Below are 25450 nucleotides of genomic sequence, written 5' to 3'. Positions count from 1 at the left end.
GCGCGCCCCGCACGGCGTCAACAGGGACGCACCACCGGAAGGGACGGTCTTGAATAAGACGCACACACCATGGCGCAGTGGAACGAACCAGGCGAAACGGGAGTCCGTGCACGACATGAGCGACGAGCCGCAGCCGCAGCAGCCCCAAGAAGGCTGGGCACCGAGAAACCCCCCGGCGGCCACCTCCCCCAAACGGCCCGAACGCACCGGATGGCGCCGACTCCTCCCCACCTGGCGCATGACCCTCGGCGGCCTCCTCATCACCGCCGCACTCGTCACCGGCGGCTTCTTCCTCGGCTACCACCTCGTACCGATCCCCGCCGCCAACGCCCTCGCCACCCAACAGGCCAACGTCTACCTCTACGCCGACGGCTCCGTCATCGCCCGCGACGGCGAGGTCAACCGGGAGAACGTCACCCTCTCCCAGATCTCCGAGGACGCCCAGCACGCCGTCCTCGCCGCCGAGGACCGCGACTTCTACACCGAATCAGCCATCGACCCCCAGGCCATGGTCCGCGCCGCCTGGAACACCGCCACCGGCAAAGGCAGACAGTCCGGCTCCACCATCACCCAGCAGTACGTGAAGAACTACTACCTCCGCCAGGAACAGACCATCACCCGCAAGGTGAAGGAATTCTTCATCGCCATCAAACTCGACCGCGAACAGAGCAAGGACCAGATCCTCGAGGGCTACCTCAACACCAGCTTCTTCGGCCGCGGCGCCTACGGCATCCAAGCCGCCGCCCACGCCTACTACGGCATCGACGCCTCCGAACTCGACGCCGCACGCGCCGCCTACCTCGCCGCCCTCGTCAACGCCCCCAGCCAGTACGACGTCATCACCCACCCCGAGAACCGCAACACCGTCGAACGCCGCTGGAACTACGTCCTCGACGGCATGGTCGACGAAGGCTGGCTCAGCACCTCCGAACGCGCCGACCTGACCTTCCCCGTCCCCCAGCGGACCACCGTCTCCACCAGCCTCTCCGGACAACGCGGCTACATCGTCGACATCGTCAAGAACCACCTGATCAACAACAAGATCGTCGACGAGGCCGCCCTCGACGCCGGCGGCTACCGCATCACCACCACCCTCCACAAGGACAAACAGGACGCCTTCGTCGACGCCGTCAACGACAAACTCATGGACCGCCTCGACCAGGAGAACCGCGAAGTCGACACCTACGTCCGCGCCGGCGGCGCCTCCATCGCCGTCAAGACCGGCAAGGTCGTCGCCATGTACAACGGCATCGACTACGTCAAGCAGTACACCCCCAACGCCACCCGCCGGGACTTCCAGGTCGGCTCCAGCTTCAAACCCTTCGTCTTCACCGCCGCCGTCGAAAACGGCTCCCGCACCCGCGACGGCCGCCCCATCACCCCCAACACCGTCTACGACGGCACCAGCGAACGCCCCGTCCAGGGCTGGCCCGGCGACCGCTACGCCCCCGAGAACGAAGACCATCACGACTACGGCGACATCACCGTCCGCGAAGCCACCGACAAGTCCGTCAACGCCGTCTACGCCCAGATGGCCGTCGACGTCGGCCCCGACAAGGTCCGGCAGACCGCCATCGCCCTCGGCCTGTCCGAGGACACCCCCAGCCTCTCCGACGCCGGACCCTCCATCGCCCTCGGCGTCGCCACCGCCAGCGTCCTCGACATGACCGAGGCGTACGCCACCCTCGCCAACCACGGCAAGCACGGCGACTACACCATGATCGAGAAGATCACCCAGAACGGACGCACCGTCGACCTGCCCGAACGCCACACCCGCCAGGCCGTCACCCGCCAGGCCGCCGACACCACCACCTCCGTCCTGCGCGGCGTCGTCGAGAGCGGCACCGCCACCGCCGCCCAGACCGCGGGCCGCCCCGCCGCCGGCAAGACCGGCACCGCCGAGGAGGACACCGCCGCCTGGTTCGCCGGCTACACCCCCGACCTCGCCACCGTCGTCGCCGTCATGGGCCAGGACCCCGTCACCGCCGGTCACAAACCCCTCTACGGCGCCATGGGCCTGCCCCGCGTCAACGGCGGCGGCGCCCCCGCCGAGATCTGGGGCCAGTACACCCGCGAAGCCCTCAAGGACGTACCCGTCACCCCCTTCACCCTCCGCCTCCAGCCCGGCGCCTGGAAGACCCAGCCACCCCCCGGCGACCCCAGCACCGGACCGTCCTCCCCGACCGGCGACCCCGACGACGGCGGCGAGGCACCGGCCGAGGAACCCACCGGCCAGGACGAAGCGGAACAACCCCAGGAACAGACCGACGGCACCACCACCGGCGGCGACACCGGAACCGACGACGGAACCACCACCGACGACACCGGCGACACCGACGAAGGCGACACCAACGGCGACGACAGCCCCGTCCCGGACGGCCTGACCGGCGCACTCATCCAGAACAGCCGCCGGCACTGACCCGCCGGCCCACCCGCCCCTCAGTGCCCGGACGTCGCCTTCAACCCCACCACCGCCACCAACAACAAGCAGATGAAGAAGATCCGCGCCGCCGTCACCGGCTCACCCAGCACCAGCATGCCCAGCACCGCCGCCCCGGCCGCACCGATCCCCACCCACACGCCGTACGCCGTACCGATCGGCAACGTACGAGCCGCGTACGACAGCAACACCATGCTCGCCACGATCCCCGCACCCGTCAGCACACTGGGCACCAGCCGGGTGAAACCATCGGTGTACTTCATCCCCACCGACCAGCCGACCTCCAGCAGACCGGCGACCACAAGCAGAACCCATGCCATGACAGGCACCTCCGGGACACGAACGGAAACGGGGGTGCGTCGTCTTTGCCTTCACCCCGGTACGGCGCGTCTCGTCGGGGCCCTCACGGGTCCCCCCACCCTAGCCCGAGAACAAGAAAAGAGCCGGTGACCACAGTCACCAGCCCCTCCCCACCACCGACCTACAGGTACAGACCCGTCGAATCCTCGGAACCCTCGAAACGGTCCGCGGCCACCGCGTGCAGATCACGCTCGCGCATCAGCACGTACGCCGTCCCCCGCACCTCGACCTCCGCCCGGTCCTCCGGGTCGTACAGCACCCGGTCACCCGGCTCCACGGTCCGTACGTTCTGCCCCACCGCGACCACCTCGGCCCAGGCCAGCCGACGACCCACCGCCGCCGTCGCGGGAATCAGGATGCCGCCCCCCGAACGCCGCTCACCCTCACTCGTGTCCTGCCGCACGAGCACACGATCGTGCAACATCCGGATGGGCAGCTTGTCGTCCTGGGAACCGTGCTCGTTCTTCTTGGCGCTCACGACCTGAAACCTACCTGCATCCGCACCGACCGCACGCGCTCGGGGTCACCGCCTGCGCCTACGGGACCCCAGGGCCAGCAGCCCCACGACCCCCACCACCAGCACCGCCACCGGAACCACCCGCTCCAGCCGCGGCGCACCCTTCTCGTCCACGAACTGCGCCTTCACGTCACTCACCACACCGTTGACCCGGACGTACGCCCGCCCCAACGTGTGATCGACGTTCGACACCACCCGGGCCTTGGCATCCCCCACGATCGTCTTCGGATGCACCCGCACCCCGATCTCGTCCAGGGTCTCGGCCAGCACCGCACGGCGACGCCTGATGTCCGCCTCGATCTCCGCCGGGGTCCTGGTGTCCGCCGTGTCCGCCACCGTGCCGCCTCCGAAATCCACTGACACCTGTTGTGTACCTGTGCCGGACAGTCTGTCAGCTCCACACCACCCCGCACGGCCAGGACCCCCGGTTACCCTCGTTCCCGGCACCCGATCCGCGCAGCGCGTACGTACGAGGAGACCCGACCGATGAGCGACCGCCTCCAGCCCGGGGACGAGGCCCCCGCCTTCACCCTGCCCGACGCCGACGGCAACGAGGTGTCCCTGGCCGACCACAAGGGCCGCAAGGTCATCGTCTACTTCTACCCCGCCGCCCTCACCCCCGGCTGCACCAAGCAGGCCTGCGACTTCACCGACAACCTGGAGCTGCTCGCCGACGCCGGCTACGACGTCATCGGCATCAGCCCCGACAAGCCGGAGAAGCTCGCCAAGTTCCGCGAGGCGGAGTCCCTGAAGGTCACCCTCCTCGCCGACCCGGACAAGACGGTCCTCGACGCGTACGGCGCCTACGGCGAGAAGAAGAACTACGGCAGGACCTACATGGGCGTCATCCGCTCCACGATCGTCGTCGGCGAACAGGGCAAGGTCGAACACGCCCTCTACAACGTCCGCGCGACGGGCCACGTGGCCAAGATCATCAAGGACCTGGGCATCTGACCCCGCCGAGCCCGCGGACGGCCCGTACCGGATCACCGGTACGGGCCGTTCCGTTTTCCGTACGTGACTGTCCGATATCCGGTTCGTTACTCCGTACGAGGCCACGAACGGGCGGCCGGGAGACGGAGGGGGTCCGATGGGGGCCAGTGCATACACCAAGGAGCGGCTGGAAGAGGCGGCTCGGGGGGCGCGGACGTTGACGGAGGCGTTGGTGCGGTTGGGGGTGGATCCGAGGAGCTGGAAACGGCGGTACGTCTTCGATCGGATGAGGAAGCTGGGGGTGGATGTCTCGCACTTCGAGCGTGAGGGAGCGAAGTGGACGAGGCAGATCCTTGAACCTGTGGTCGCGGCATCGACGAGCGTCAACGAGGTGCTCCGCCGGCTCGGGCTCGACCCGGTCGGTGGGCACCACACGAACATCTCCCGCCGAATCAAGGCCTACGGCATCGACACCTCGCACTTCACACCAGCCGCTCGCACGGAGCGGCAGCGGTACAACCAGCGCCGCCGGACCGCTGCGGAGATCCTCGTACACGACACCTCCGGACACGCCAGGCGCATCCCGGGCAGCCGTCTGAAAAGGGCGATGCAAGAATTCGGTGTGGAGGAGCACTGCGCACTCTGCGGGATCGAGCCGATGTGGCTCGGGGAACCACTGCCGCTTGAGGTGGACCACATCGACGGCAACTGGCGGAACAACCAGATCGAGAACCTTCGCATCCTCTGCCCCAACTGCCACTCAACAACCGACAGTTACCGAGGCCGAAGCAAGAGGCGGGCCTCATGACCGCCGGCCCGCGCTACACCCGCGAGCAACTGGCCGAAGCGGCCGCCAGGTGTTCCAACATCGACGAGGTCATCGCCTTCTTCGGCACCCAGCCCTACAGCAATCTCCGTCGGTACTTGTACAAGCGCTTCGAACACTTCGGCATCGACATCTCACACTTCCCTCGCCGACGACGGGGTCCGATTTCTTCTCTGAGACCAACCACTGACGAGCTGCGGAGCGCAGTCGCGGAAACCATTTCCATCGCAGGCGCCCTGGATGCCTTGGGCAGATCCAACAACGGTCGACTACGTGCGCTGTTTCGTCAGTGGGTGGCAGAGGACGGCATCGATACGTCCCACTTCCTCGGGCAGGCGCACCAGCGCGGCAGAACAAGCTCGACAATCAAGCGCGCCAAGGACATTTTGATTCTGCGCGACGGCACGCGCCGAACAAAGACCACTCTGCTACGCCGCGCGCTTCGCGATGTCGGCGTCCCCCAGGAGTGCGCCAGGTGCGGAGTCGCACCAGAGTGGCTCGGCAAGCCCATGACGTTGGAGGTTGATCATATCAGCGGAAACTGGAGTGACGATCGGCGCGAGAATCTGCGGTTGCTCTGTCCGAACTGTCATGCGATCACGGCTACGTGGTGCAGAGGAGGCCGACGAGCCCGGCGCAACGCCCAGTAGAGTAAGCACCGCTGCGGGCCCGTACCCCAGCTGGCCAAGAGGGCGCCGGTTTAGGTCCGGTGTGTCGTGGGTTCGAGTCCCACCGGGCCCACAGGGAAAAGAGGCTCGGTTCCTTCATATGAAGGAACCGAGCCTCTTCCGTACACTCAGCCCAACAGCTCCCGCACCGCTGGTACCAGTGCCCGGAACGCCTTGCCTCGGTGGCTGATCGCGTTCTTCTCGGACGGGGACAGTTCCGCGCAGGTGCGGGTTTCGCCCTCCGGCTGGAGGATCGGGTCGTAGCCGAAGCCGTTCGTGCCGGCGGGGGTGTGGCGGAGGATGCCCATCAGGCGGCCCTCGACCACTCGCTCCGTGCCGTCCGGCAACGCCAGGGCCGCCGCGCAGGTGAAGAAGGCGCCCCGATGTTCGTCGGAGATGTCCGAGAGCTGGGCGAGGAGCAGGTCCAGGTTGGCCTTGTCGTCGCCGTGGGTGCCGGACCAGCGGGCGGAGAAGATGCCGGGGGCGCCGCCCAGGACGTCGACGCAGAGGCCGGAGTCGTCGGCGACGGCGGGGAGGCCGGTGGCCCGGGCGAGGGCGTGGGCCTTGAGGAGGGCGTTCTCGGCGAAGGTGACGCCGGTTTCCTTGACGTCGGGGACGTCGGGGTAGGCGTCGGCGCCGACGAGGTCGTGGGGCAGGCCCGCTTCGGTGAGGATCGACCGGAGTTCGGTGATCTTTCCGGTGTTGCGGGTGGCGAGGACGATGCGGGTCATGGGCCCAGTATCCCCGGGCCCATGCGCGGGTTCTTACGGGGTGCAGACCTTGGTGAGTTCGCCGGCGGCGTCGGTGACGGGGCTGATGTCGGGGGTCTCGTCGCCGTTCTCGATGGAGGTGCGGACGTTCTGCACGGCTTTTTCGAGGTCGTCGACGGCCTTGCTGACGTCGGCGTTGTCGGTCTTGTCGCCGATTTCGCCGAGGTTCTTGTCTATGGATTCGAGGGATTCCTCGAGTTGGGTGACGTCGTTGCCGGCGTTCTCGACGGCCTGTTGCATGTCGGTGACGCTGTCGGCGATGGCGTCGGCGGTCTGGACGCAGTCCAGTGCCTTGTCGACGGCGGCGCAGCCGGTGGTGAGTCCGGCGGTCAGCGCGACGGCCGCCAGGGTGGCGGCGACGGCTGCGGTGCGGCGTCGGCGGCTCGCGGCCATGGAACGGTCCCTCCCCTTGTCGGGCCGGTGTGCGGCCCTGGTCGTTGGCCGGGCGCTCGGGGTGAGCCGTGCGCCCGTACCTGTTCAGACGCGGTGGTGGCCGGCGCGGTTGCCCGCGTCGGCCGGTTGTCTTGGTGTGTCCTTTACCTTTCGAGGGTGGTGTCGAGTGCGGCGCGCTGGGCGGCGGCGAGTTCGGTGCAGCCGGTGACGGCGAGGTCGAGGAGGGCGTTGAGTTCGTCGCGGGCGAAGGGTTCGGCTTCGGCGGTGCCCTGGACCTCGACGAAGCGGCCGTCGCCGGTGCAGACGACGTTCATGTCGGTGTCGGCTTTGACGTCTTCCTCGTAGCGGAGGTCGAGGAGGGGGACGCCGTCGACGATGCCGACGGATACGGCGCTGACGGTGCCGGTGAGGGGTTGGCGGTTCGCCTTGATGAGTTTCTTGCTCTGGGCCCAGGCGACGGCGTCGGCGAGGGCGACGTAGGAGCCGGTGATGGCGGCGGTGCGGGTGCCGCCGTCGGCCTGGAGGACGTCGCAGTCGAGGACGATGGTGTTCTCGCCGAGGGCTTTGTAGTCGATGACGGCGCGCAGGGAGCGGCCGATGAGGCGGCTGATCTCGTGGGTGCGGCCGCCGATGCGGCCGCGGACGGATTCGCGGTCGCCGCGGGTGTTGGTGGCGCGGGGGAGCATGGCGTATTCGGCGGTGACCCAGCCCTCGCCGCTGCCTTTGCGCCAGCGGGGGACGCCTTCGGTGACGGAGGCGGTGCAGAGGACTTTGGTGTCGCCGAAGGAGACGAGGACGGAGCCTTCGGCGTGCTTGCTCCAGCCGCGTTCGATGGTGACCGGGCGGAGTTGTTCGGGGGTGCGGCCGTCGATTCGAGACATGGCGTCGAGCCTAGTCGTACAAGGGACGGGGCCCCTTCCACACCTGTGGAAGGGGCCCCGAAGGTGTGGCCGTGGGTCACATCATGTCTTCGATTTCCGCGGCGATGGGGTCGGCGTCGGTGCCGATGACGACCTGGATGGCGCTGCCCATCTTGACGACGCCGTGGGCGCCGGCGGCCTTGAGGGCGGCTTCGTCGACCTTGGCGGGGTCCACGACTTCGGTGCGGAGGCGGGTGATGCAGCCTTCGACTTCTTCGATGTTGTCGATGCCGCCGAGCCCGGCAACGATCTTCTCAGCCTTGGTGGCCATGTTCGTTCTCCCTGATCCGAACCGCTTTGTCGCAGTAACCCACAGTTGGCCCATCTTTGCGAGCGGTCCTGTCGTGGGGGCCGGATGATGGCGTCACGACTGCGGAACCGTCCCTCGGACTGGTCTACACCACCGGGTGGACTGCCGCCAAACCCGTCGTCACCGCTTTCGTCGAGGGGGACCGGATGAGTGCCGAGAGTGCGGCCGGTGCCGGGGGTGCGGTCTCTCCCGTGCGGGAGCGCTGGAACCGGTTGTTCCAGGGTTTGCAGAAGATGGGGCGGAGTCTGCAGTTGCCGATCGCGGTGTTGCCGGCGGCGGGCATCCTGAACCGGTTGGGGCAGCCGGATGTGTTCGGGGACGAGGGTCTGGGGTGGACGGACGTCTCGAAGGTGATGGTGGGTGCGGGGGGTGCGCTGCTGGACGGTTCGCTGGGGTTGCCGCTGTTGTTCTGTGTGGGTGTGGCCATCGGGATGGCGAAGAAGGCGGACGGGTCGACGGCGCTGGCGGCGGTGGCGGGGTTCCTCGTCTATTACAACGTGTTGCGGCAGTTCCCGGAGGACTGTCCGGAGGGGTCGGAGGCGGTGGCGGCGGTGGGCTGCCGGGTGGCCGACGGGTCGGTGACGGCGTTCACGTACCAGAATCCGGGGGTGTTCGGTGGGATCGTCATCGGGTTGTTGGCGGCGTTTTTCTGGCAGCGGTTCCACCGGACGAGGCTGGTGGACTGGCTGGGGTTCTTCAACGGGCGGCGTCTGGTGCCGATCGTCATGGCGTTCGTGGCGATCGTGTTCGCGGCGTCGTGTCTATGGGTGTGGCCGCCGATCGGTGGTGCGCTGGAGGGTTTCAGTGACTGGCTGAACGGTCTGGGGGCGTGGGGCGCGGGTGTGTTCGGTGTGGCCAACCGGGCGTTGCTGGTGATCGGGCTGCATCAGTTCCTGAACGTGCCGATGTGGTTCCAGTTCGGCAGTTACACCAGGCCGGACGGGACGGTGGTGCACGGTGACATCAACATGTTCCTGGCGGGCGATCCGACGGCGGGCCAGTTCACCACGGGTTTCTTCCCGATCATGATGTTCGCCCTGCCTGCCGCCGCGTTGGCGATCACGCACTGTGCGAGGCCGCGTCGGCGCAAGGAGGTGGGTGGTCTGATGCTGTCGGTGGGGCTGACGTCGTTCGTGACCGGTATCACCGAGCCGTTGGAGTACTCCTTCTTGTTCATCGCGCCGTTGTTGTACGCGTTCCACGCGGTGTTGACGGGTGTGTCGATGGCGGTGACGTGGGGGTTGGGGGTGAAGGACGGGTTCAGTTTCTCGGCGGGGTTGATCGACTACGTCATCAACTGGAATCTGGCGACGCGGCCGTGGCTGATCGTTCCGATCGGGTTGTGCTTCGCGGTGGTGTACTACGTGGTCTTCCGGTTCGCGATCACGCGGTTCGATCTGAGGACTCCGGGGCGGGAGCCGGAGGAGGAGGTGGAGGACGTGGCGAAGGCGTGATCTCGTAGGGTGGTGGCGGCTGTTCGAGCCCTCGGACCATGGGGTCCGGGGGCTTTTCGGTGTGCCGTGCGGGGGTTCCGTGCGGTGGCCTTGAGAGGGCACGGTGGGTAGTGCGGCGGTAGCAGGAATCGTGGGTTCCTTATGTGACCTTCATCGTGCTACAACAGGTCTACACCAGTAGTGGTGTAGACCACCACCGATGGAGGAAGTATGAGCACCGCCACCGCCTCGGCGGCCCCCGCGAAGAAGCGGGGATCCGGCCTGTTCCAGGGCCTGCAGAAGGTCGGCCGCAGCCTTCAGCTCCCGATCGCCGTGCTGCCGGCGGCGGGTCTCATGGTTCGGCTCGGACAGCCGGACGTCTTCGGGGCCGACGGCCTCGGCTGGGACAAGGTCGCAGCCGTCTTCGCGAACGCGGGCGGCGCCATCACCGGCAACCTGCCGATGCTCTTCTGCATCGGCGTCGCCATCGGCTTCGCCAAGAAGGCGGACGGTTCCACGGCGCTCGCCGCGCTCGTGGGCTTCCTGGTCTACAGCAAGGTCCTCGAGGCCTTCCCGGTCACCGAGGCCAAGATCCAGGACGGCGCGGACATAGCCGCGACCTACAACAACCCCGGTGTCCTCGGCGGCATCATCATGGGTCTGCTGTCGGCGGTCCTCTGGCAGCGGTACCACCGCAAGAAGCTGGTGGACTGGCTCGGCTTCTTCAACGGCCGCCGCCTCGTGCCGATCATCATGGCCTTCGTCGGTGTCTTCGTCGGTGTCTTCTTCGGTCTGGTGTGGGAGCCGATCGGTGAGGGCATCAGCTCCTTCGGTGAGTGGATGACCAGCCTCGGTGCGCTCGGTGCCGGGCTCTTCGGCGCCATCAACCGCGCGCTCATCCCGATCGGCATGCACCAGTTCGTGAACACCGTGGCGTGGTTCCAGCTCGGTGACTTCACCAACGCCGCCGGTGAGGTCGTCCACGGCGACTACGGCCGCTTCCTGGCCGGTGACCCGTCCGCCGGTATGTTCATGTCCGGCTTCTTCCCGATCATGATGTTCGGTCTGCCCGCCGCCGCGCTCGCCATGGCGCACACCGCTCGCCCCGAGCGCCGCAAGGCCGTGCTGGGCATGATGACGTCGCTGGCCCTGACCTCCTTCGTCACCGGTGTGACCGAGCCGATCGAGTTCTCGTTCATGTTCATCGCGCCGCTCCTGTACGTGATCCACGCGGTGCTCACCGCGGTGTCCCTCGCGGTGACGTGGGCTCTGGGCGTACATGCGGGCTTCAACTTCTCCGCCGGTCTGATCGACTACGCGCTCTACTGGAAGCTGGACACCAAGCCCTGGCTGATCATCCCGATCGGCCTGGTCTTCGCGGCGATCTACTACGTGGTCTTCCGCTTCGCCATCGTCAAGTTCAACCTGACCACCCCGGGCCGTGAGCCCGAGGAGGAGGTCGAGGACCTCACCAAGGCGTGAGCGGTCCCCGTACGAGGGGGAGGGCCCCGGAACCGAGTCGGTTCCGGGGCCCTCCCCTTTGCCCCGGGCGTGCTCAGATCTCGTACGTCGCCCCGGGCGCCGCCAGCCCCACCGGGCCGTCGTACACCGCGCGGGCGTCGGTGAGGTTGATCTGCGGGTCGGTCCACGGGGGGATGTGGGTGAGGATCAGGCGGCGGGCGCCCGCGCGGGCCGCCGTCTCACCCGCCTCGCGGCCGTTGAGGTGCAGGTCGGGGATGTCCTCCTTGCCGTGCGTGAAGGCGGCCTCGCACAGGAAGAGGTCGGTGTCGCGGGCGAGGTCGTCGAGCGCGGGGCTCACGCCCGTGTCACCGGAGTAGGTCAGGGCGCGCCCGCCGTGCTCGATGCGGATGCCGTACGCCTCGACCGGGTGCGCGACGCGCTCGGTGTGGACGAGGAACGGGCCGATCTCGAAGGTGGACGGCTTGACGGTGTGGAAGTCGAAGACCTCGCTCATGGAGGAGGCCGAGGGGGTGTCGGCGTAGGCGGTGGTGAGCCGGTGCTCGGTGCCCTCGGGGCCGTAGACCGGGAGGGGGGCGCAGCGGCCGCCGTCGTGCCGGTAGTAGCGCGCGACGAAGTAGCCGCACATGTCGATGCAGTGGTCGGCGTGCAGGTGGCTGAGGAAGATCGCGTCGAGGTCGTAGAGACCGCAGTGGCGCTGCAACTCGCCCAGGGCGCCGTTGCCCAGGTCGAGGAGCAGCCGGAAGCCGTCGGCCTCGACGAGGTAGCTCGAGCAGGCCGATTCCGCGGACGGGAACGACCCCGAGCAGCCGACGACGGTGAGCTTCATGAAGCAGAAACCTCCGCTGGCGGGTGTGGAGAGACGGGGGTCGTGCGGTTTGTCGAGCGTAAGGCGCAAAACCTGTGGTCGCTCCTCCGCCAGGGGCCGTTGTGGGCGAACTCACCTGTGGTGTCACCGGTTCGGCTGGAAGCAGTGCGTACCGGGGCTGGAGGGGGCGCCCGGTGGTGGTGGGCGCCGGTACGGTCGGGGCATGGACACGGCTTGGTGGCTCGCGTTCGCCGCGGTGGTGCTGCTCGCGCTCGTCACCGCGCTCGTCGACGGGTGGGGGCGGGGGCACCGGTCCCGGAGAGGGCGGGGTCGTGGGCGGGGTGGTTCCGGGGACGCGTGAGGGGCCGGAGACGCTGGTCTCCGGCCCCTCGGGTGCGGGTGGTGCGGTGTGTCACGCCCAGAGCTGGCCCTGGAGGGTGGCGATGGCCTCTTCGGTGGTGGCGGCGGTGTAGACGCCGGTGGAGAGGTACTTCCAGCCGCCGTCGGCGACGACGAAGACGACGTCGGCGCTCTCGCCGGCCTTGAGGGCCTTGTGGGCGACGCCGATCGCCGCGTGCAGGGCGGCGCCGGTGGAGACGCCGGCGAAGATGCCCTCCTGCTGGAGGAGTTCGCGGGTGCGGGTGACGGCGTCGGCGGATCCGACGGAGAAGCGGGTGGTGAGGACGGAGGCGTCGTACAGCTCGGGGACGAAGCCCTCGTCGAGGTTGCGCAGGCCGTAGACGAGGTCGTCGTAGCGCGGTTCGGCGGCGACGATCTTGACGTCGGGCTTGTTCTCGCGCAGGTAGCGGCCGACGCCCATGAGGGTGCCGGTGGTGCCGAGGCCGGCCACGAAGTGGGTGATGGAGGGGAGGTCGGCGAGGATCTCGGGGCCGGTGGTCGCGTAGTGGGCGCCGGCGTTGTCCGGGTTGCCGTACTGGTAGAGCATCACCCAGTCCGGGTGCTCGGCGGAGAGTTCCTTGGCGACGCGTACGGCGGTGTTGGAGCCGCCGGCGGCCGGGGAGGAGATGATCTCGGCGCCCCACATGCCGAGCAGGTCGCGGCGTTCCTGCGAGGTGTTCTCGGGCATCACGCAGACCATGCGGTAGCCCTTGAGCTTGGCGGCCATGGCGAGGGAGATGCCGGTGTTGCCGCTGGTGGGCTCGAGGATGGTGCAGCCGGGGGTGAGGCGGCCGTCCTTCTCGGCCTGTTCGATCATGAACAGGGCGGGGCGGTCCTTGATGGAGCCGGTGGGGTTGCGGTCCTCCAGCTTGGCCCAGATCCGGACGTCGGCGGAGGGCGAGAGCCGCGGCAGGCGCACCAGGGGGGTGTTGCCCACCGCGGCCAGCGGGGAGTCGTAACGCATCGCCGGTCAGGCCGTTCCCGCCCGTCGCCCGGCCGCCACCCCGGCCGGACGCGGCTTCGCCGCGGCAGATCCTCCGGCGACGGCCGGCAGGATCGTGACGTTGTCGCCGTCGGACAGCTTGGTGTTGATGCCGTCGAGGAAGCGGACGTCCTCGTCGTTGAGGTAGACGTTGACGAAGCGGCGCAGCTGCTCGCCGTCCACGATGCGGGCGTGGATGCCCGTGTGCCGGGTCTCGAGGTCGTTGAAGAGCTCGGCGAGGGTGTCCCCGGTGCCCTCCACCGCCTTCTGACCGTCGGTGTACTGGCGGAGGATGGTGGGGATGCGGACCTCGATGGCCATGGCTGAGGGCTCCTGTCGGAAGTGTCTGTCGTGGGTTCGTCGGGGCGCGTGGTGGCGCGCGGCAGCTCGCCGCGGCTCACGGGCCCACGGCGTCAGCGGAAGATCAACAGATGGCGCTGTTCAGCCTGCACAAGTCGACGTGCAGCCGCGCCACGAGCAGTGTGCCCGGCGCTTTTTCGCTCACGTCGTGGAGAACCATGGGGTCATCGTATCGATTCCCGGACCGGTCTCCCGAGTGTGATCTCACGCTTCGGACACCTTTCTTCCGGGATGTGGGATCGAGGCTGTGTTTACCGGTTCGTCGGGGCTGGTTCAGTAGGCGTCCACGACCTTGACCTCCTCCTCCGTGACCTCGCCTTCCAGGATGCGGAAGGAGCGGAACTGGAACTCGCCGGCGCCGTCGGTGTCGGCGGTGGAGACCAGGACGTAGTGGGCGCCGGGTTCGTTGGCGTAGGAGATGTCGGTGCGGGAGGGGTAGGCCTCGGTGGCGGTGTGGGAGTGGTAGATGACCACCGGTTCCTCGTCCCGGTCGTCCATCTCGCGGTACAGCTTCAGCAGGTCCTGGGAGTCGAACTCGTAGAAGGTGGGTGAGCGGGCCGCGTTCAGCATGGGGACGAAGCGTTCGGGGCGGCCGGTGCCCACCGGGCCCGCCACCACGCCGCACGCCTCGTCGGGGTGGTCCTCGCGGGCGTGGGCGACGATCCGGTCGTACAGGGCCTGGGTGATGGTCAGCATGGGGCTCAGGATAAGCAGACGGGCCGTTCCGTACCGAGGGGTGGTACGGAACGGCCCGCATGCCGGACGCCTTGAGCGGAGGGGGCAGGGGGTGCCACGAGTACTCCCTGCCCCCGGCGTCCTGGGGGGGAGGTCAGCCCACCTTCGCGAGGTGGCCTTCGTCGCGCCGGGTGATCCGCCGGTTGCGGCGCCTGAGGAAGAACCAGCCGATCCCCAGGGCGAGGGCCCAGCCGGCCATCACGTACAGGCAGATCCTGGAGTCCGCGTCCATCGCGATCAGGGCGGTGACGAAGAGCAGGAACGCGATGGCGATGTAGGAGCAGACGGAGCCGCCGGGTGCCGGGAAGGCGGAGGCGGGCAGGCGGCCCGCGACGGCCTTGCGGCGGTAGAGGACGTGGCTGATCAGGATCATCAGCCAGGTCCAGATGCCGGCGGCGGTGGCGACGGAGGTGACGTAGCCGAAGGCCTTCTCCGGGACGGTGTAGTTCAGGACGACGCCGATGCCCATGAAAACCACGGAGGTGGCGATGCCGAGCGCCGGGGTCTTGGTGGAGGACAGCCGCTGGAAGACCTTCGGGGCCTCGCCGTTGTCGGCGAGGTTGCGCAGCATGCGGCCGGTGGAGTACATGCCGGAGTTGCAGGAGGACAGGGCGGCGGTGAGGACGACGAAGTTGACGATGCCGGCGCCGGCCGGGATGCCGATGACCGCGAACGCCTTCACGAAGGGGCTGACGCCCTCGGAGAACTCGGTCCACTTGACCACGCACAGGATGACGGTGAGGGCGCCGACGTAGAAGAGGGCGATGCGCCAGGGCAGGGTGTTGATGGCCTTGGGCAGGGTCTTCTCGGGGTTCTCGGACTCGCCGGCGGTGACGCCGACGAGTTCGACGGCGAGGTAGGCGAACATGACGCCCTGGAGGGTCATCAGGGAGGAGCCGATGCCCTTGGGGAAGAAGCCGTCGAAGGCCCAGAGGTTGGAGACGGCGGCGGTGTCGCCGGCCTGGCTGAAGCCGAGGGTGAGCACGCCGAGGCCGATCACGATCATGCCGATGATGGCGGTGACCTTGACCATGGAGAACCAGAACTCGATCTCGCCGAAGAGCTTCACCGAGATCAGGTTGGCGCCGAACAGGATGATCAGGAAGACCAGGGCCGACGTCCACTGCGGGATGGCCGGGAACCAGAAGTTGATGTAGATGGCGGCGGCGGTCAGCTCGGCCATGCCGGTGACCACCCACATCAGCCAGTACGTCCAGCCGGTGAAGTAGCCGAAGAACGGGCCGAGGAACTCGCGCGAGTACTCGGCGAACGAGCCCGAGACGGGGCGGTAGAGCAGGAGCTCGCCGAGGGCCCGCATGATGAAGAAGATGATGACGCCGGCGAGGGCGTACATGACGATCAGGCTGGGTCCGGCCTTGGCGATGTTCGCGCCGGCTCCCAGGAAGAGCCCGACGCCGATGGCGCCGCCGATCGCGATCATCTGGACCTGGCGGCTGTTGAGGCCGCGCTCGTACCCCTCCTCGGGTACGGACTCCGTGTCGACCTGCGGTGAGGCCATGTGTGGTGCGCCTTTCTCCATGCCGACCCGGGCCGCTGTCGGCCCCGGATCGGGTCTCGATCCCCCCGGACTGATGGAGCTGGGCGGGCTCTGGGAGTCCGCCCGTGCCTGGCCGACGGTCGCCGGCTCGGTGGCGCACCCGGCGGAACATACGGGTGGTGTTCGCCGGGCGGTCGTGAAGATTTATCACGGCCGCCATACTGATGAAACGGATGGTTTGTGGCGCACTTCACAGAGAGAAGCGGACAAAAGGCACCTGAAGGGCCCATAGATGACGGGCTCTTTGACGCGATCGTTATCCGGATTTGAGTGTCCTCTGAGCGAACGCGTCAGCGAACTTTTCCGGACATTCAGCGCCGACTCACGGCATGGGGGTCATGGCACGGGGGTCGTGGTGCACGGGTCGCGGCGCGGGGATCGCGGTGTACGGGTCACGGCATGAGCGTCGAGACGAGGGTCTCCTGGAGTCCGCCGAGCCACAGGTACGCCATCACCATCGGCTTGCGCGGGTCCTCGGCGGGGAGGTGGAAGAGGAGGTCGCTGTCGTCCTCGTCGCTGATCTCCAGGCGGGAGCCGATCGCCAGGCGCAGGTCGTTGAGGGTGCCGAGCCACCGGCGGGACTCGTCCGGCGACAGTTCCAGCACCGCGCCGCCCTCGCCGGCCGGGGTGAGTGCGTCCAGGGAGCGGATCACCGCGAGGGCGTTGTCGCGCTTGCCGGCCCGCAGGTCGTTCTCGGTGTAACGGCGGAATTCGGCGGAGCGGGCCCGCTGCTCCTCGGCCTCCTCGGCGCGCGGGGTGGCCTCGGGGTCGCCGTAGGCGTCCGGGAAGAGGCGGCGCAGCACGGGGTCGGAGGGGGGCTCGCTCGGCCCCTCGCTGAAGAGGCCGGCGAACGGGTCGTCGGAGGCGTCCTCGGCGGGTCCGGGGCCGATGAGCTCCGTCAGCTGTACGGCGAGGGACCGGATGATGGAGATCTCGACCTCGTCGAGGGCGACGGCCGCGCCGCCGCCGGGGAGCGGTTCGAAGGTTCCTGGCATGGCGGCGATGGGCTGCTTCCGGTCCTGCGGGCGGGGGCGGGGGCGGGTCACGTCCGGTTCGGTCATGTCCGGGTCGGTCACTTCCGGTCGTGCTGGAGGGTGGCCCACAGTCCGTAGCCGTGCATGGCCTGGACGTCGCGTTCCATCTCCTCGCGGGTGCCACTGGAGACGACCGCCCGGCCCTTGTGGTGGACGTCGAGCATGAGCTTGGTGGCCTTGTCCTTGCTGTAGCCGAAGTACGACTGGAAGACGTACGTCACGTAGCTCATGAGGTTGACCGGGTCGTTGTGGACGATGGTCACCCACGGGACGTCGGGCTCGGGCACGGCGAAGGGCTCCTCCGCCGATTCGGTGCGTTCGATCTCCAGGGGCGCGGGTGACGTCACACAGCCCATGCTGCCACCGCAGGGGGGTGGTCGCACAAACCGGCCCGCTGTTCCGGTCACCGGACCCGAAATCGTCAAAGTGACGAAATGGGGGTAGCATCCCTGCCATGAACACAGCGGACCTTGGGCTGCCGGTGGATGTCCCCTCGACGGCGCTCTTCACTGACCAGTACGAGCTGACGATGCTGCGGGCCGCGCTGAAGGCCGGTACGGCCGGGCGGCGCAGCGTGTTCGAGGTCTTCACCCGGCGTCTTCCCGACGGCCGCCGATACGGCGTGGTGGCCGGCACCGGGCGGGTGCTGGACGCGGTGGAGAACTTCCGCTTCGACCCGGGCGTGATCGGGTTCCTGCGGGAGAAGGGCATCGTCGACGAGGAGACCCTGGACTGGCTGGCCGGCTACCGCTTCTCCGGTGACATCTGGGGCTACCCCGAGGGAGAGGTGTACTTCCCGGGCTCGCCGATCATGCGGGTCGAGGGCAGCTTCGCGGAGTGCGTGCTGCTGGAGACGGTGATCCTGTCGATCCTCAACCACGACTCGGCGATCGCCGCCGCGGCCTCCCGGATGTCGTCCGCCGCCGGGGACCGGCCGCTGATCGAGATGGGCGCCCGGCGCACCCACGAGCTGGCCGCGGTGGCCGCCTCCCGGGCCGCGTACGTCGGCGGTTTCGCCTCCACCTCCGACCTGGCGGCCGGCTTCCGCTACAACATCCCCACCGTGGGCACCTCCGCCCACGCCTTCACCCTGCTCCACGACAGCGAGCGGGACGCCTTCCGGGCTCAGGTGGACTCCCTCGGCAGCGGTACGACGCTGCTGGTGGACACCTACGACGTGGCCGAGGCGGTCCGTACGGCCGTGGAGATCGCCGGTCCGGAGCTGGGTGCCGTACGGATCGACTCCGGGGACCTGCTGCTGGTGGCGCACCGGGTGCGGCAGCAGCTGGACGAGCTGGGCGCCACCGGCACGAGGATCATCGTGACCTCGGACCTGGACGAGTACGCCATCGCCTCGCTGGCGGCGGCGCCCGTGGACGCGTACGGGGTGGGCACCCAGCTGGTGACCGGCTCGGGGCACCCGACGGCCTCCATGGTGTACAAGCTGGTCGCGCGGGCGCAGTCCGCCGACCCGAAGGCGCCGCTGGTGCCGGTGGCGAAGAAGTCCACCGGCGGGAAGACCTCCGTCGGCGGCCGCAAGTGGGCCGCGCGGCGGCTGGACGAGCACGGGGTCGCCGAGGCCGAGGTGGTCGGCACCGGTGCGGTGCCGGGCGACCTGGCCGACCGGCAGCTCCTGGTGAAGCTGGTCGAGGGCGGCGAGGTGATCGCCCGGGAGCCGCTGGACGTGGTCCGTGACCGGCACGCGGCGGCCCTCGCTCGTCTGCCGCTGTCCGCTACACAGCTCTCCCGCGGGGAACCCGTCATTCCGACGGAGTACGCGCACGGGGCGTCGGGTAGCTGAAAGCGTGCCCCCCGTGCGCGGGGCGGGGCTTCCGGTACGCGGGGGGAGGACTCCCACCCGCCCCGCCGTGCCCCTGTCCGCGTCGTCCGTCATTCCATAGGCTCGGAGGTTCACCCGGCCGGGCCCACCCCCACCCGACCCCATAGTCGAAGGACACCGACCATGCGCCGCGCACTGATCGTCGTCGACGTGCAGAACGACTTCTGTGAGGGGGGCAGCCTCGCCGTGGCCGGCGGCGCGGACGTGGCTGCCGCCATCACCGAGCTGATCGGCCAGGCCGCCCCGGCCGGCGGCTACCGGCACGTGGTGGCCACCCGGGACCACCACATCGCGCCCGGCGGACACTTCGCCGACGACCCCGACTACGTCCACTCCTGGCCCGCGCACTGCGTCGCCGGGACGGAAGGGGTCGGGTTCCATCCGAACTTCGCCCCCGCGGTGACGTCGGGCGCCATCGACGCCGTGTTCGACAAGGGGGCGTACTCGGCCGCTTACAGCGGGTTCGAGGGGGCCGACGAGAACGGGACGCCGCTGGCGGAGTGGCTGCGGGAGCGGGAGGTCGAGGAGGTGGACGTGGTGGGGATCGCCACGGATCACTGTGTGCGGGCGACCGCGCTCGATGCGGTGCGGGAGGGTTTTCGCACCCAGGTGCTGCTCGATCTCACGGCGGGGGTGGCTGCGGAGACCACCGAGCGGGCGCTGGAGGAGCTGCGCTCGGCGGGGGTGGAGTTGTCGGGGAAGCCCGTCGTGCAGTGAGGGTCTGTGGGGGTGGGCCGGGGGTGTTCAGCTCGCGGCGCTGAGCCGGTGCCGCTGCGCCCACCCGTGCCGCCCTGGGGGCACCTCCCAGGCCCTTGAGGCACTGGGGGAGACACGATTGCCCGCAGCTACGCGGTACGGCTGCCCGCAGCTACGCGGTACCTATGCGGGGGTTGCTGGGCGTCTGAGCAGGGCTCTTATGGGGTGCCAGAGTTCTACCGTCAAGGTGGCGTCGGGGGTGGTGCGCCATATGAGGCCGTCGGGGTGGTGGAGGACCGCCGTGATCTCGTCGGGGGTGGGCGGGGCGGCGTTGCCCCGCAGGTAGATGGAGCGCAGGCCCAGGTTGCGGAGCCTGGTCAGGGCTCGGGCGCGGTTCTGGGCGTGGACGAGGACGCGGACCCCGGCCGGGGCGTCGGCGGCGGGGCTGGGCAGGTTCAGTGCCACCACCACCGTGCCGTTCGGCAGCTTGCAGAAGCCTCCTGCGGCCATGTGGTCATACCCCCGTGTCAGCCGGTGTCAATAAGCGGGTCACAGGAGGCACCTAAACACGGATCGGCGGTGACCCGCCAGGGGGTCACCGCCGATCATGCTCTGACCTGCAAAGATGCTATTTACCTGCCTGCGGGGCCGACCTCGAGCTCGATCGTCGAGCCGTCCTTGGCCTCCTTGAGGATCTTGATCTTCGTGTTGGTGTCAGTGACCTTGACGCCGCCGGTCGGGTTCGACTCGTCGTAGTAGGTGCTGGTGCGGTCGTTGAAGACCGACACGCCCTTCGACGAGGGGATCCAGGTCGCCACGTCCGCCTTGTGCAGCGTCATGCCGTCGGTGCGGTACTTGCTGAACGGCGCGTCGTAGGTCTGGACGCGGTTGCGCATCAGCGTGCCGTCGGACCACTTCAGCGCGGTCGGGTGGGAGTCGATCGGGAGGACCAGACCGGTGCCCGGGTGCTGGCTGGTGTTGTTGTCCGCCTGGGAGGTGTCCCACTTCCAGATCAGCAGGCCGTTCTGGTACGCGTAGTGCTCGACCCAGTCCGGGCGGGACGTGAAGCCGAAGTTGTACGGGCCGACCTCGAGGGTCTCGTCGTACGACACGTACTGGCGGTTCTCGGCGATGTAGTACTGCGCGTAGTCCTCGGTGAAGGACGCGCCCTGGCGGGTGAAGCCGTTCGCCGTCCAGGCGGCGTCCGCGCTCTCGGCGTTGTCGGAGAAGACCTGCGTGCCGTCCGCGGTCACCGTGATCCGGTCGGCCGTGAAGCCCTTGAGGGCCACGCCGCCGTCGCTCTGGTAGCGGAAGCGCAGGTCGATCTTCTGGCCGGCGTAGGCGTCGAGGGAGTACGCGAACTTCTCGTAGCCCTCGAGCGTGCCGTGCAGGGCGGGCTTGTCGCTGCCGTCGCGCGGGATGGGCTGACCGTCGACCGTGCCGTCGATGGCGGTCCAGTTGGCGCCGCCGTCGGTGGACACCTCGGTGTAGAGGTAGTCGTAGTTGGCCTCGATGTCGTACCAGCCGTCGAAGGTGAGGGCGGCGGACGTCTTGCCGGTCAGGTCGACCGAACGGCTCAGGGTGTTCTTGAGGTTGTCGCCGCTGCCGCTCCACCACTGGGTGCTGCCCTCGGCCGGCGGGACGATCTCGGTGGTCACGGCCTTCTTCGGCAGCGTGACGACCAGCGCCTGCTTGTGCTTGGTGTTGTACTCGGCGACGCCCAGCTTGTGCCAGGAGTTGACGCCGGCCTTGGCGGTGTCGTAGTTCAGCCAGCCGAGCTGGAGCTTGTCCCAGGCGGTCATGTCGCCGGGCAGGTCGCCGATCTCCTTCTTCCCGGTGCCGAGCCAGGAACCGGAGGACATCAGCGTCCAGAAGCCGGTGGAGTTCTCGCCGCCGGCGGTGTCGTAGTGGTCCGGCAGACCGAGGTCGTGGCCGTACTCGTGGGCGAAGACGCCGAGTCCGCCGTTCTCCGGCTGGACGGTGTAGTCGCCGACCCAGATGCCGGTGGAGCCGATCTGGGTGCCGCCGAGCTTGTTCTGCTCGGGGCCGGTGGCGCCGGCGTCGGTGCCGAAGGCGTACCAGCGGTGGGCCCAGATCGCGTCCTCGCCCTGGGCGCCGCCGCCGGCGGACTCGTCCTCACCGGCGTGCACGATCTGGAAGTGGTCGATGTAGCCGTCGGGCTCGTTGAAGTCGCCGTCGCCGTCGAAGTCGTAGCGGTCCCACTCGTCGAACCGGGCCGCGTCCGCCTTGATCTGGGCGTCGGTGCGGCCGGCCGCCTTCTGCTGGGCGACCCAGGCGTCCAGGCCGTCGCTGACGACGTTCCACACGCTGGGGCAGTTGGTGTCGCCGCAGGCGTTGTTGCCGTAACGGGCCTCGTTGTAGGGGACCTTGACCCAGTCGGAGACCTCGCCGTCGACCGAGTAACGGCCGGAGGACTGCTTCTCGTAGTAGGTCTTGACCGAGTCGACGCCCTTGCCGGACCCGAAGTACAGGTCCTCGAAGTGCTGCTGGTCGTAGTCCTCCTGCCAGGCGGTGGAGTTGTCCACCTTGCGGTCCGGCTTGGCTATCTGGTTGTGCAGCGGGCCGGCCTCGCCGCCGTAGCGGCTGTCGACCTTGTCGCCGAACTCGACCAGGATCGTGAAGATCTTGTCGGTCTTCTCGCGGCCGAGTTCTACGTACTTGCTGTCGCCCTTCTTGCTCTTCAGCTGGACGACCTTCGAACCCTCACGGTTCTTGACCGATGCCTTACCGGATATGACCTGGTTGAGGGCTTCCTCGCGCTGGGCCTCCTGCGTCTTGGTGAGCGGGCCCGCGAGGTCGTGCTCGACGTGGTCGTGCTCGGCCGGGTCGTGCCGGTCCACGGCGCCGGGACGGTCGGCCTTGTCAGCCGAGTCGGCCTGGGCCACGGTGAACGCAGAGCAGGTGGCGGTGACCGCCGCGAGTGCCACGCCTGTCGCGGCCGCTCTGAGCGTCCAGGGTCTACTGGTCACTTGAGATCCCCTCCCGCGTGCGTGCGCGCGGCCGAAGGAGGTTCCGTCTGTGGAAGGTCCCGCACGCACGTGATCAACGCGTGTAGTCAAGTGACGACATTTGACTAGAGGTTCGCGAGAAAAAACAGTCCTTGACTTGGACAGTTCAATTGCATTATGCGGAGCCGACGTCCGCTTACCGGACACACCCGGGCGAAACCCCGCAGGCGCGCACAGCCGTCCACTTGGTGGACGCCATGAATCCGTGCGCCCCCCGTGCACCGGCCCTGTCGGTCAGGTCACGCTTACCGTCCGTTCCGCTCGGGCACGCTCGCGGTTAGAGTCGTTTGGTGAAACCGCCCTGAACCGGTGGAAAGCCAGGCGGACAGCTCCCGACTTCCGAGGACACGATGGCCATGCCCCGTCCGACTGTCGCTCAGCTCGCTTACGGTTCGTGCACCGTGATCTTCTCGACGCTCGCCATGCTGCTGTTGTCCGGAGCGAGTTCGGTTGCGGGCGTCGCGGTCGTCGCCGTCTCGGCACTCGTCCTCGGGCTGCTGGTGGCCATGGCGGTTCCGTTCTCCGGGTCCCGGCGGCCCGCCGTGGCGGAGCGGCCCGCGGTCCCGGAGCCGGTCCGGTCGGCACAGTCCGTCCAGTCCGCGCAGCCGGTCCAGCCGGTACGGGCCACCGTCGCCCCTCCGGCCCGTGAGCCGGTGCGGGAGCGCGCGGCGTCCTGAGCCCGGGTGCCGCCCTCGTCCGGTACCGCCCTCATCCGGTGCTGACCACCACGGTCTTGGCCGCCTTGTCGTGCAGGCCCTGCTTGTAGGGCCGGTCGAAGAAGCTCCAGCCGCCCGCGATCACGGTCCACACGCAGGCGCAGCAGAACGCGAACGGCAGCCACAGCACGAGGGCGCGGATCAGCGCGGTCTGCACGGAGGGCGTCGAACCGTCGGCGAGGTCGGCCACCCGCATGCGCAGCCATTTCTTGCCCAGGGTCTGGCCGCTCCGGGCGGTCATGAAGGTGTCGTAGGCGATGTAGAGGACCGCGGCGACGACGGACTGCGCGAAGGAGTTGCCGACGTTGATCTCGTCGCCGTCGACGTCGTACTCGCTGACTCCGAACGGCCAGGTGAGCAGCCAGACGACGATGCCGACGAGGACCATGTCGATGAGGCGGGCGAGCGTGCGCCTGCCGCTGTCGGCGAGCGGGGGCATGCCGGCGAGGGGATCGGAGGGGCCGGGAGGACCTCCGTAAGGGCCCTCGCCACCGGCGCCGTAGGAGGAACTCCCGCCGTGGGGGCCGCCGCCACCGCCATCGCCGTACGGCCCGTCACCGCCGGCGGGTGGCGGGCCGCCGGGGGTGTCGTACGGGGAGCCCGGCCCCGGGGTCCCGGGGCCGCCCGGCGGGGGGTGCTTCTTGAACGGGTCGTCGTCCGGCGGCTGCCGACCGGAGCCGGGGGGCGGTTCGCTGGTCATGCCCCGAGTCGACCGTGAACCCCCCGGCCCCGCATCCGGCGAGCGGCCGTCCGGAGTAGCGGCGGTACGGGTGACGCGGACTCAGCCGGCGGCGACGAACGTGTGCGCGGCCTTGTCGTGCCAGCACTGGCGCCAGGGCTTGTCGAACAGGCACCACAGGACGCCGACGACACCGACGACGAGCAGCCCGGGCACGCTGTAGACGAGCCAGCGGCGCAGGGCCGCGCCGAAGGACGGCGCCTCGTGCCCCTCGATGTCCCGCACCTCGATGCCCAGCAGCCTCTTGCCCAGGGTGCGGCCCCACTTGGCGGTCGGCAGCGCCTCGAGGAGGACGCCGGCGAGGAGGAGGACGGCGAGGACGATGCCCAGGTACACGGAGGTGGTGCCGTCGAGCAGCCAGACGGTGACGGTCTCGCCGGACAGCTTGGCCGCGTCGATCTTCGCGTCGATGTGGTCCACGGCCTTGATGCCGAGCGGCACGGCGGCCACCGCGGTGACGGCGCCGAGGACGACGGTGTCCAGCAGCCGGGCGGCCAGCCGTCTGCCGAGCGCGGCGGGGCGGGCCGCGGCCTGGCGCCGGGCGGCGGCCTGGAACACGTCCTCGACCGGCGGCTTCCAGGGCGCGACGGGCGGTTCCTCGCCGCCGGCCAGCCGGTGCACCTGCTGCGCCCAGGAGGACTGGCCCCCGCCGGCGCCGCTCGTCAGGGGCGCGGAGGCGACGGCGGCCTGCTGGGGTCCGGACGGTGCCGTGGCGGCGGCACGGGCGGCGGCCGCCTTGCCGGCCCCGAACCCGGGCCGCCCGGAGGCGGCGGGGCCCGCCTGCTGCCCCGCGGGATCCTGCCCCGCACGCGGGTCGACGGCGCGGAAGGTCATCGTGCCCTCGTCCGCGCGTCCCCCGTCGGGGGCCCCGGCCTCCTGCCGCGGCTCCGGCGCCGGCCTGCGGAACACGAAGGTGTTGCCCGAACCGGCCGCGGTCCGCTCGTCCGGGGCGCCCGCGGCCCCACCCTCCGGCGCGGAAGGCGTGGAGGGCGTGGAGGGCGGGGAGGACGCTGAGGGCGTGGCCGGCGGGGCCGCGTGCGGCACCCTCGGGTCGGCGCCCCAGGACACCTTGCGGTCCTGGTCGCCGCCGAAGCCGGTCTGGTGGGAGCGGTCGGCGCCCCACGCCGAGGCGGGCTCGGGCCGGCTGCCGTGCTGGGCCCCGGCCTGGGATTGGGCCTGGGCCGGGGACTGCTCCTCGAGGGGGTCCTCGTCGAAGAAGTGCGGTCCGGTCTCCTCGACGGAGGGCCGCGCCGGGCCCGCGCCGGGCGGTGGTGCGAGCGACTCGCCCTTCTCGGGCGCCGGACGGCTCGTACCCGGTACCCAGGAGGCACCGTTCCAGTACCGGACATATCCGGGAATGGACGGGTCCGGGTAGTACCCTTCGCGGGGCCTGTCGTCGCCGGGGGCCGGGGTTGGGGCACTCATTCCGTCGTCCCGTATCTGCTCGGTGGGGTGGGTCGGGGGGAACCACATCTATCAGACGGACGGGGCCCTGACCGCCCGTC

At 69.2% G+C, this 25450-nt stretch carries 28 protein-coding genes, 1 tRNA gene, 1 pseudogene and 1 riboswitch; of the genes and pseudogenes, 11 read left to right on the top strand and 19 right to left on the bottom strand.

Features of this window, described 5'->3' with window-relative positions:
- Positions 1-115 precede the first annotated feature (115 nt).
- Positions 116-2419 (top strand): transglycosylase domain-containing protein, encoded by a 2304-nt coding sequence (locus ACH5AO_RS03390; RefSeq protein WP_398921298.1) that lies wholly within the window; start codon positions 116-118, stop codon positions 2417-2419.
- Between the two features lie 20 nt (positions 2420-2439).
- Here the strand turns inward: ACH5AO_RS03390 and ACH5AO_RS03385 are convergent, their stop codons facing one another.
- From ACH5AO_RS03385 to ACH5AO_RS03375, 3 genes are all read right to left on the bottom strand, one after another.
- Positions 2440-2760, bottom strand: coding sequence for a DMT family transporter (locus ACH5AO_RS03385; protein ID WP_398921295.1), 321 nt, complete (start codon positions 2758-2760; stop codon positions 2440-2442).
- 33 nt (positions 2761-2793) lie between these two features.
- Positions 2794-2855: riboswitch (guanidine-III (ykkC-III) riboswitch) on the bottom strand.
- 66 nt (positions 2856-2921) lie between these two features.
- Entirely contained in the window at positions 2922-3278 is a 357-nt protein-coding gene (locus ACH5AO_RS03380) for a GroES family chaperonin (RefSeq protein WP_398921293.1), read from the bottom strand.
- A gap of 45 nt (positions 3279-3323) precedes the next feature.
- Positions 3324-3653: a DUF3618 domain-containing protein gene (locus ACH5AO_RS03375; RefSeq protein WP_398921977.1), complete on the bottom strand. Its 330-nt coding sequence runs from the start codon at positions 3651-3653 to the stop codon at positions 3324-3326.
- Between the two features lie 150 nt (positions 3654-3803).
- Between ACH5AO_RS03375 and bcp the strand changes: the two genes are divergently transcribed.
- The 4 genes from bcp (at position 3804) to ACH5AO_RS03355 (ending at position 5817) form a co-directional block, all read left to right on the top strand.
- Complete coding sequence (gene bcp / locus ACH5AO_RS03370; RefSeq protein WP_398921292.1) at positions 3804-4271, top strand: thioredoxin-dependent thiol peroxidase; 468 nt, start codon at positions 3804-3806, stop codon at positions 4269-4271.
- Between the two features lie 136 nt (positions 4272-4407).
- Positions 4408-5058 carry an HNH endonuclease gene (locus ACH5AO_RS03365; protein ID WP_398921290.1) on the top strand — a complete coding sequence of 217 codons (651 nt, stop codon included), beginning with the start codon at positions 4408-4410 and terminating at the stop codon, positions 5056-5058.
- Entirely contained in the window at positions 5055-5726 is a 672-nt protein-coding gene (locus tag ACH5AO_RS03360) for an HNH endonuclease (protein WP_398921288.1), read from the top strand. The genes ACH5AO_RS03365 and ACH5AO_RS03360 overlap by 4 nt, the downstream gene beginning before the upstream one ends.
- A 15-nt stretch (positions 5727-5741) precedes the next feature.
- Positions 5742-5817: transfer RNA gene (locus ACH5AO_RS03355), tRNA-Leu, on the top strand.
- Positions 5818-5872: 55 nt separating this feature from the next.
- On the opposite strand, the gene rdgB is transcribed toward ACH5AO_RS03355, so the two are convergent.
- The 4 genes from rdgB to ACH5AO_RS03335 form a co-directional block, all read right to left on the bottom strand.
- The gene (rdgB, locus tag ACH5AO_RS03350) at positions 5873-6475 is read right to left on the bottom strand and encodes an RdgB/HAM1 family non-canonical purine NTP pyrophosphatase (RefSeq protein WP_398921286.1); all 603 of its coding nucleotides are present in this window, start codon (positions 6473-6475) and stop codon (positions 5873-5875) included.
- Between the two features lie 33 nt (positions 6476-6508).
- A complete protein-coding gene (locus ACH5AO_RS03345; protein ID WP_398921284.1) occupies positions 6509-6907 on the bottom strand; it encodes a hypothetical protein in 399 nt (132 codons plus the stop codon).
- 143 nt (positions 6908-7050) lie between these two features.
- Positions 7051-7788 carry a ribonuclease PH gene (gene rph, locus ACH5AO_RS03340; RefSeq protein ID WP_398921282.1) on the bottom strand — a complete coding sequence of 246 codons (738 nt, stop codon included), beginning with the start codon at positions 7786-7788 and terminating at the stop codon, positions 7051-7053.
- A gap of 76 nt (positions 7789-7864) precedes the next feature.
- The gene (locus tag ACH5AO_RS03335; RefSeq protein ID WP_030868674.1) at positions 7865-8098 is read right to left on the bottom strand and encodes a glucose PTS transporter subunit EIIB; all 234 of its coding nucleotides are present in this window, start codon (positions 8096-8098) and stop codon (positions 7865-7867) included.
- A 185-nt stretch (positions 8099-8283) separates the two neighbouring features.
- On the opposite strand from ACH5AO_RS03335, the gene ACH5AO_RS03330 reads away from it, so the two are divergent.
- Together ACH5AO_RS03330 and ACH5AO_RS03325 are read left to right on the top strand one after the other, a co-directional pair.
- The gene (locus ACH5AO_RS03330; RefSeq protein ID WP_398921280.1) at positions 8284-9591 is read left to right on the top strand and encodes a PTS transporter subunit EIIC; all 1308 of its coding nucleotides are present in this window, start codon (positions 8284-8286) and stop codon (positions 9589-9591) included.
- A gap of 210 nt (positions 9592-9801) precedes the next feature.
- A complete protein-coding gene (locus ACH5AO_RS03325) occupies positions 9802-11052 on the top strand; it encodes a PTS transporter subunit EIIC (protein WP_391789046.1) in 1251 nt (416 codons plus the stop codon).
- A gap of 73 nt (positions 11053-11125) precedes the next feature.
- Here the strand turns inward: ACH5AO_RS03325 and ACH5AO_RS03320 are convergent, their stop codons facing one another.
- Entirely contained in the window at positions 11126-11878 is a 753-nt protein-coding gene (locus tag ACH5AO_RS03320; RefSeq protein WP_398921277.1) for an MBL fold metallo-hydrolase, read from the bottom strand.
- A 202-nt stretch (positions 11879-12080) separates the two neighbouring features.
- On the opposite strand from ACH5AO_RS03320, the pseudogene ACH5AO_RS03315 reads away from it, so the two are divergent.
- Positions 12081-12203 (top strand): annotated as a pseudogene (locus tag ACH5AO_RS03315) (type II toxin-antitoxin system PemK/MazF family toxin); the annotation flags it as partial.
- A 66-nt stretch (positions 12204-12269) separates the two neighbouring features.
- On the opposite strand, the gene ACH5AO_RS03310 reads toward ACH5AO_RS03315, so the two are convergent.
- The 7 genes from ACH5AO_RS03310 to clpS all read right to left on the bottom strand — a co-directional run bounded on the left by ACH5AO_RS03310 (position 12270) and on the right by clpS (position 17281).
- Entirely contained in the window at positions 12270-13220 is a 951-nt protein-coding gene (locus ACH5AO_RS03310) for a PLP-dependent cysteine synthase family protein (RefSeq protein ID WP_398921275.1), read from the bottom strand.
- 6 nt (positions 13221-13226) lie between these two features.
- A complete protein-coding gene (locus tag ACH5AO_RS03305) occupies positions 13227-13559 on the bottom strand; it encodes a MoaD/ThiS family protein (RefSeq protein ID WP_398921273.1) in 333 nt (110 codons plus the stop codon).
- Between the two features lie 103 nt (positions 13560-13662).
- On the bottom strand, positions 13663-13758 hold the full coding sequence (locus ACH5AO_RS03300; protein WP_324617155.1) for a putative leader peptide: 96 nt from the start codon (positions 13756-13758) through the stop codon (positions 13663-13665).
- Between the two features lie 113 nt (positions 13759-13871).
- Positions 13872-14294, bottom strand: coding sequence for a Mov34/MPN/PAD-1 family protein (locus ACH5AO_RS03295; protein WP_398921271.1), 423 nt, complete (start codon positions 14292-14294; stop codon positions 13872-13874).
- Between the two features lie 133 nt (positions 14295-14427).
- Entirely contained in the window at positions 14428-15852 is a 1425-nt protein-coding gene (locus tag ACH5AO_RS03290; RefSeq protein WP_398921267.1) for an amino acid permease, read from the bottom strand.
- Positions 15853-16283: 431 nt separating this feature from the next.
- Positions 16284-16886 carry a DUF2017 domain-containing protein gene (locus ACH5AO_RS03285; RefSeq protein ID WP_398921975.1) on the bottom strand — a complete coding sequence of 201 codons (603 nt, stop codon included), beginning with the start codon at positions 16884-16886 and terminating at the stop codon, positions 16284-16286.
- 77 nt (positions 16887-16963) lie between these two features.
- Complete coding sequence (gene clpS / locus ACH5AO_RS03280; protein ID WP_398921264.1) at positions 16964-17281, bottom strand: ATP-dependent Clp protease adapter ClpS; 318 nt, start codon at positions 17279-17281, stop codon at positions 16964-16966.
- 98 nt (positions 17282-17379) lie between these two features.
- Between clpS and ACH5AO_RS03275 the strand changes: the two genes are divergently transcribed.
- Complete coding sequence (locus ACH5AO_RS03275) at positions 17380-18726, top strand: nicotinate phosphoribosyltransferase (protein WP_398921262.1); 1347 nt, start codon at positions 17380-17382, stop codon at positions 18724-18726.
- A 162-nt stretch (positions 18727-18888) separates the two neighbouring features.
- Positions 18889-19482, top strand: a complete 594-nt coding sequence (locus ACH5AO_RS03270) for an isochorismatase family protein (RefSeq protein WP_398921260.1) — start codon at positions 18889-18891, stop codon at positions 19480-19482.
- Positions 19483-19644: 162 nt separating this feature from the next.
- On the opposite strand, the gene ACH5AO_RS03265 is transcribed toward ACH5AO_RS03270, so the two are convergent.
- Both ACH5AO_RS03265 and ACH5AO_RS03260 read right to left on the bottom strand, forming a co-directional pair.
- Positions 19645-19971 (bottom strand): hypothetical protein, encoded by a 327-nt coding sequence (locus ACH5AO_RS03265; protein ID WP_398921258.1) that lies wholly within the window; start codon positions 19969-19971, stop codon positions 19645-19647.
- A gap of 122 nt (positions 19972-20093) precedes the next feature.
- Positions 20094-22451 (bottom strand): immune inhibitor A domain-containing protein, encoded by a 2358-nt coding sequence (locus ACH5AO_RS03260; protein ID WP_398921256.1) that lies wholly within the window; start codon positions 22449-22451, stop codon positions 20094-20096.
- A 389-nt stretch (positions 22452-22840) separates the two neighbouring features.
- On the opposite strand from ACH5AO_RS03260, the gene ACH5AO_RS03255 reads away from it, so the two are divergent.
- Positions 22841-23167, top strand: a complete 327-nt coding sequence (locus tag ACH5AO_RS03255; RefSeq protein ID WP_398921254.1) for a hypothetical protein — start codon at positions 22841-22843, stop codon at positions 23165-23167.
- A gap of 31 nt (positions 23168-23198) precedes the next feature.
- Here the strand turns inward: ACH5AO_RS03255 and ACH5AO_RS03250 are convergent, their stop codons facing one another.
- Both ACH5AO_RS03250 and ACH5AO_RS03245 read right to left on the bottom strand, forming a co-directional pair.
- Positions 23199-23906 (bottom strand): RDD family protein, encoded by a 708-nt coding sequence (locus ACH5AO_RS03250; RefSeq protein WP_398921252.1) that lies wholly within the window; start codon positions 23904-23906, stop codon positions 23199-23201.
- Between the two features lie 81 nt (positions 23907-23987).
- The gene (locus ACH5AO_RS03245) at positions 23988-25370 is read right to left on the bottom strand and encodes an RDD family protein (protein ID WP_398921250.1); all 1383 of its coding nucleotides are present in this window, start codon (positions 25368-25370) and stop codon (positions 23988-23990) included.
- Between the last annotated feature and the right edge of the window lie 80 nt (positions 25371-25450).

The sequence above is a fragment of the Streptomyces sp. NPDC018964 genome (genome assembly GCF_044390325.1).
GTDB lineage: Bacteria > Actinomycetota > Actinomycetes > Streptomycetales > Streptomycetaceae > Streptomyces.
This window is presented reverse-complemented; position numbering and strand designations above follow the sequence as displayed.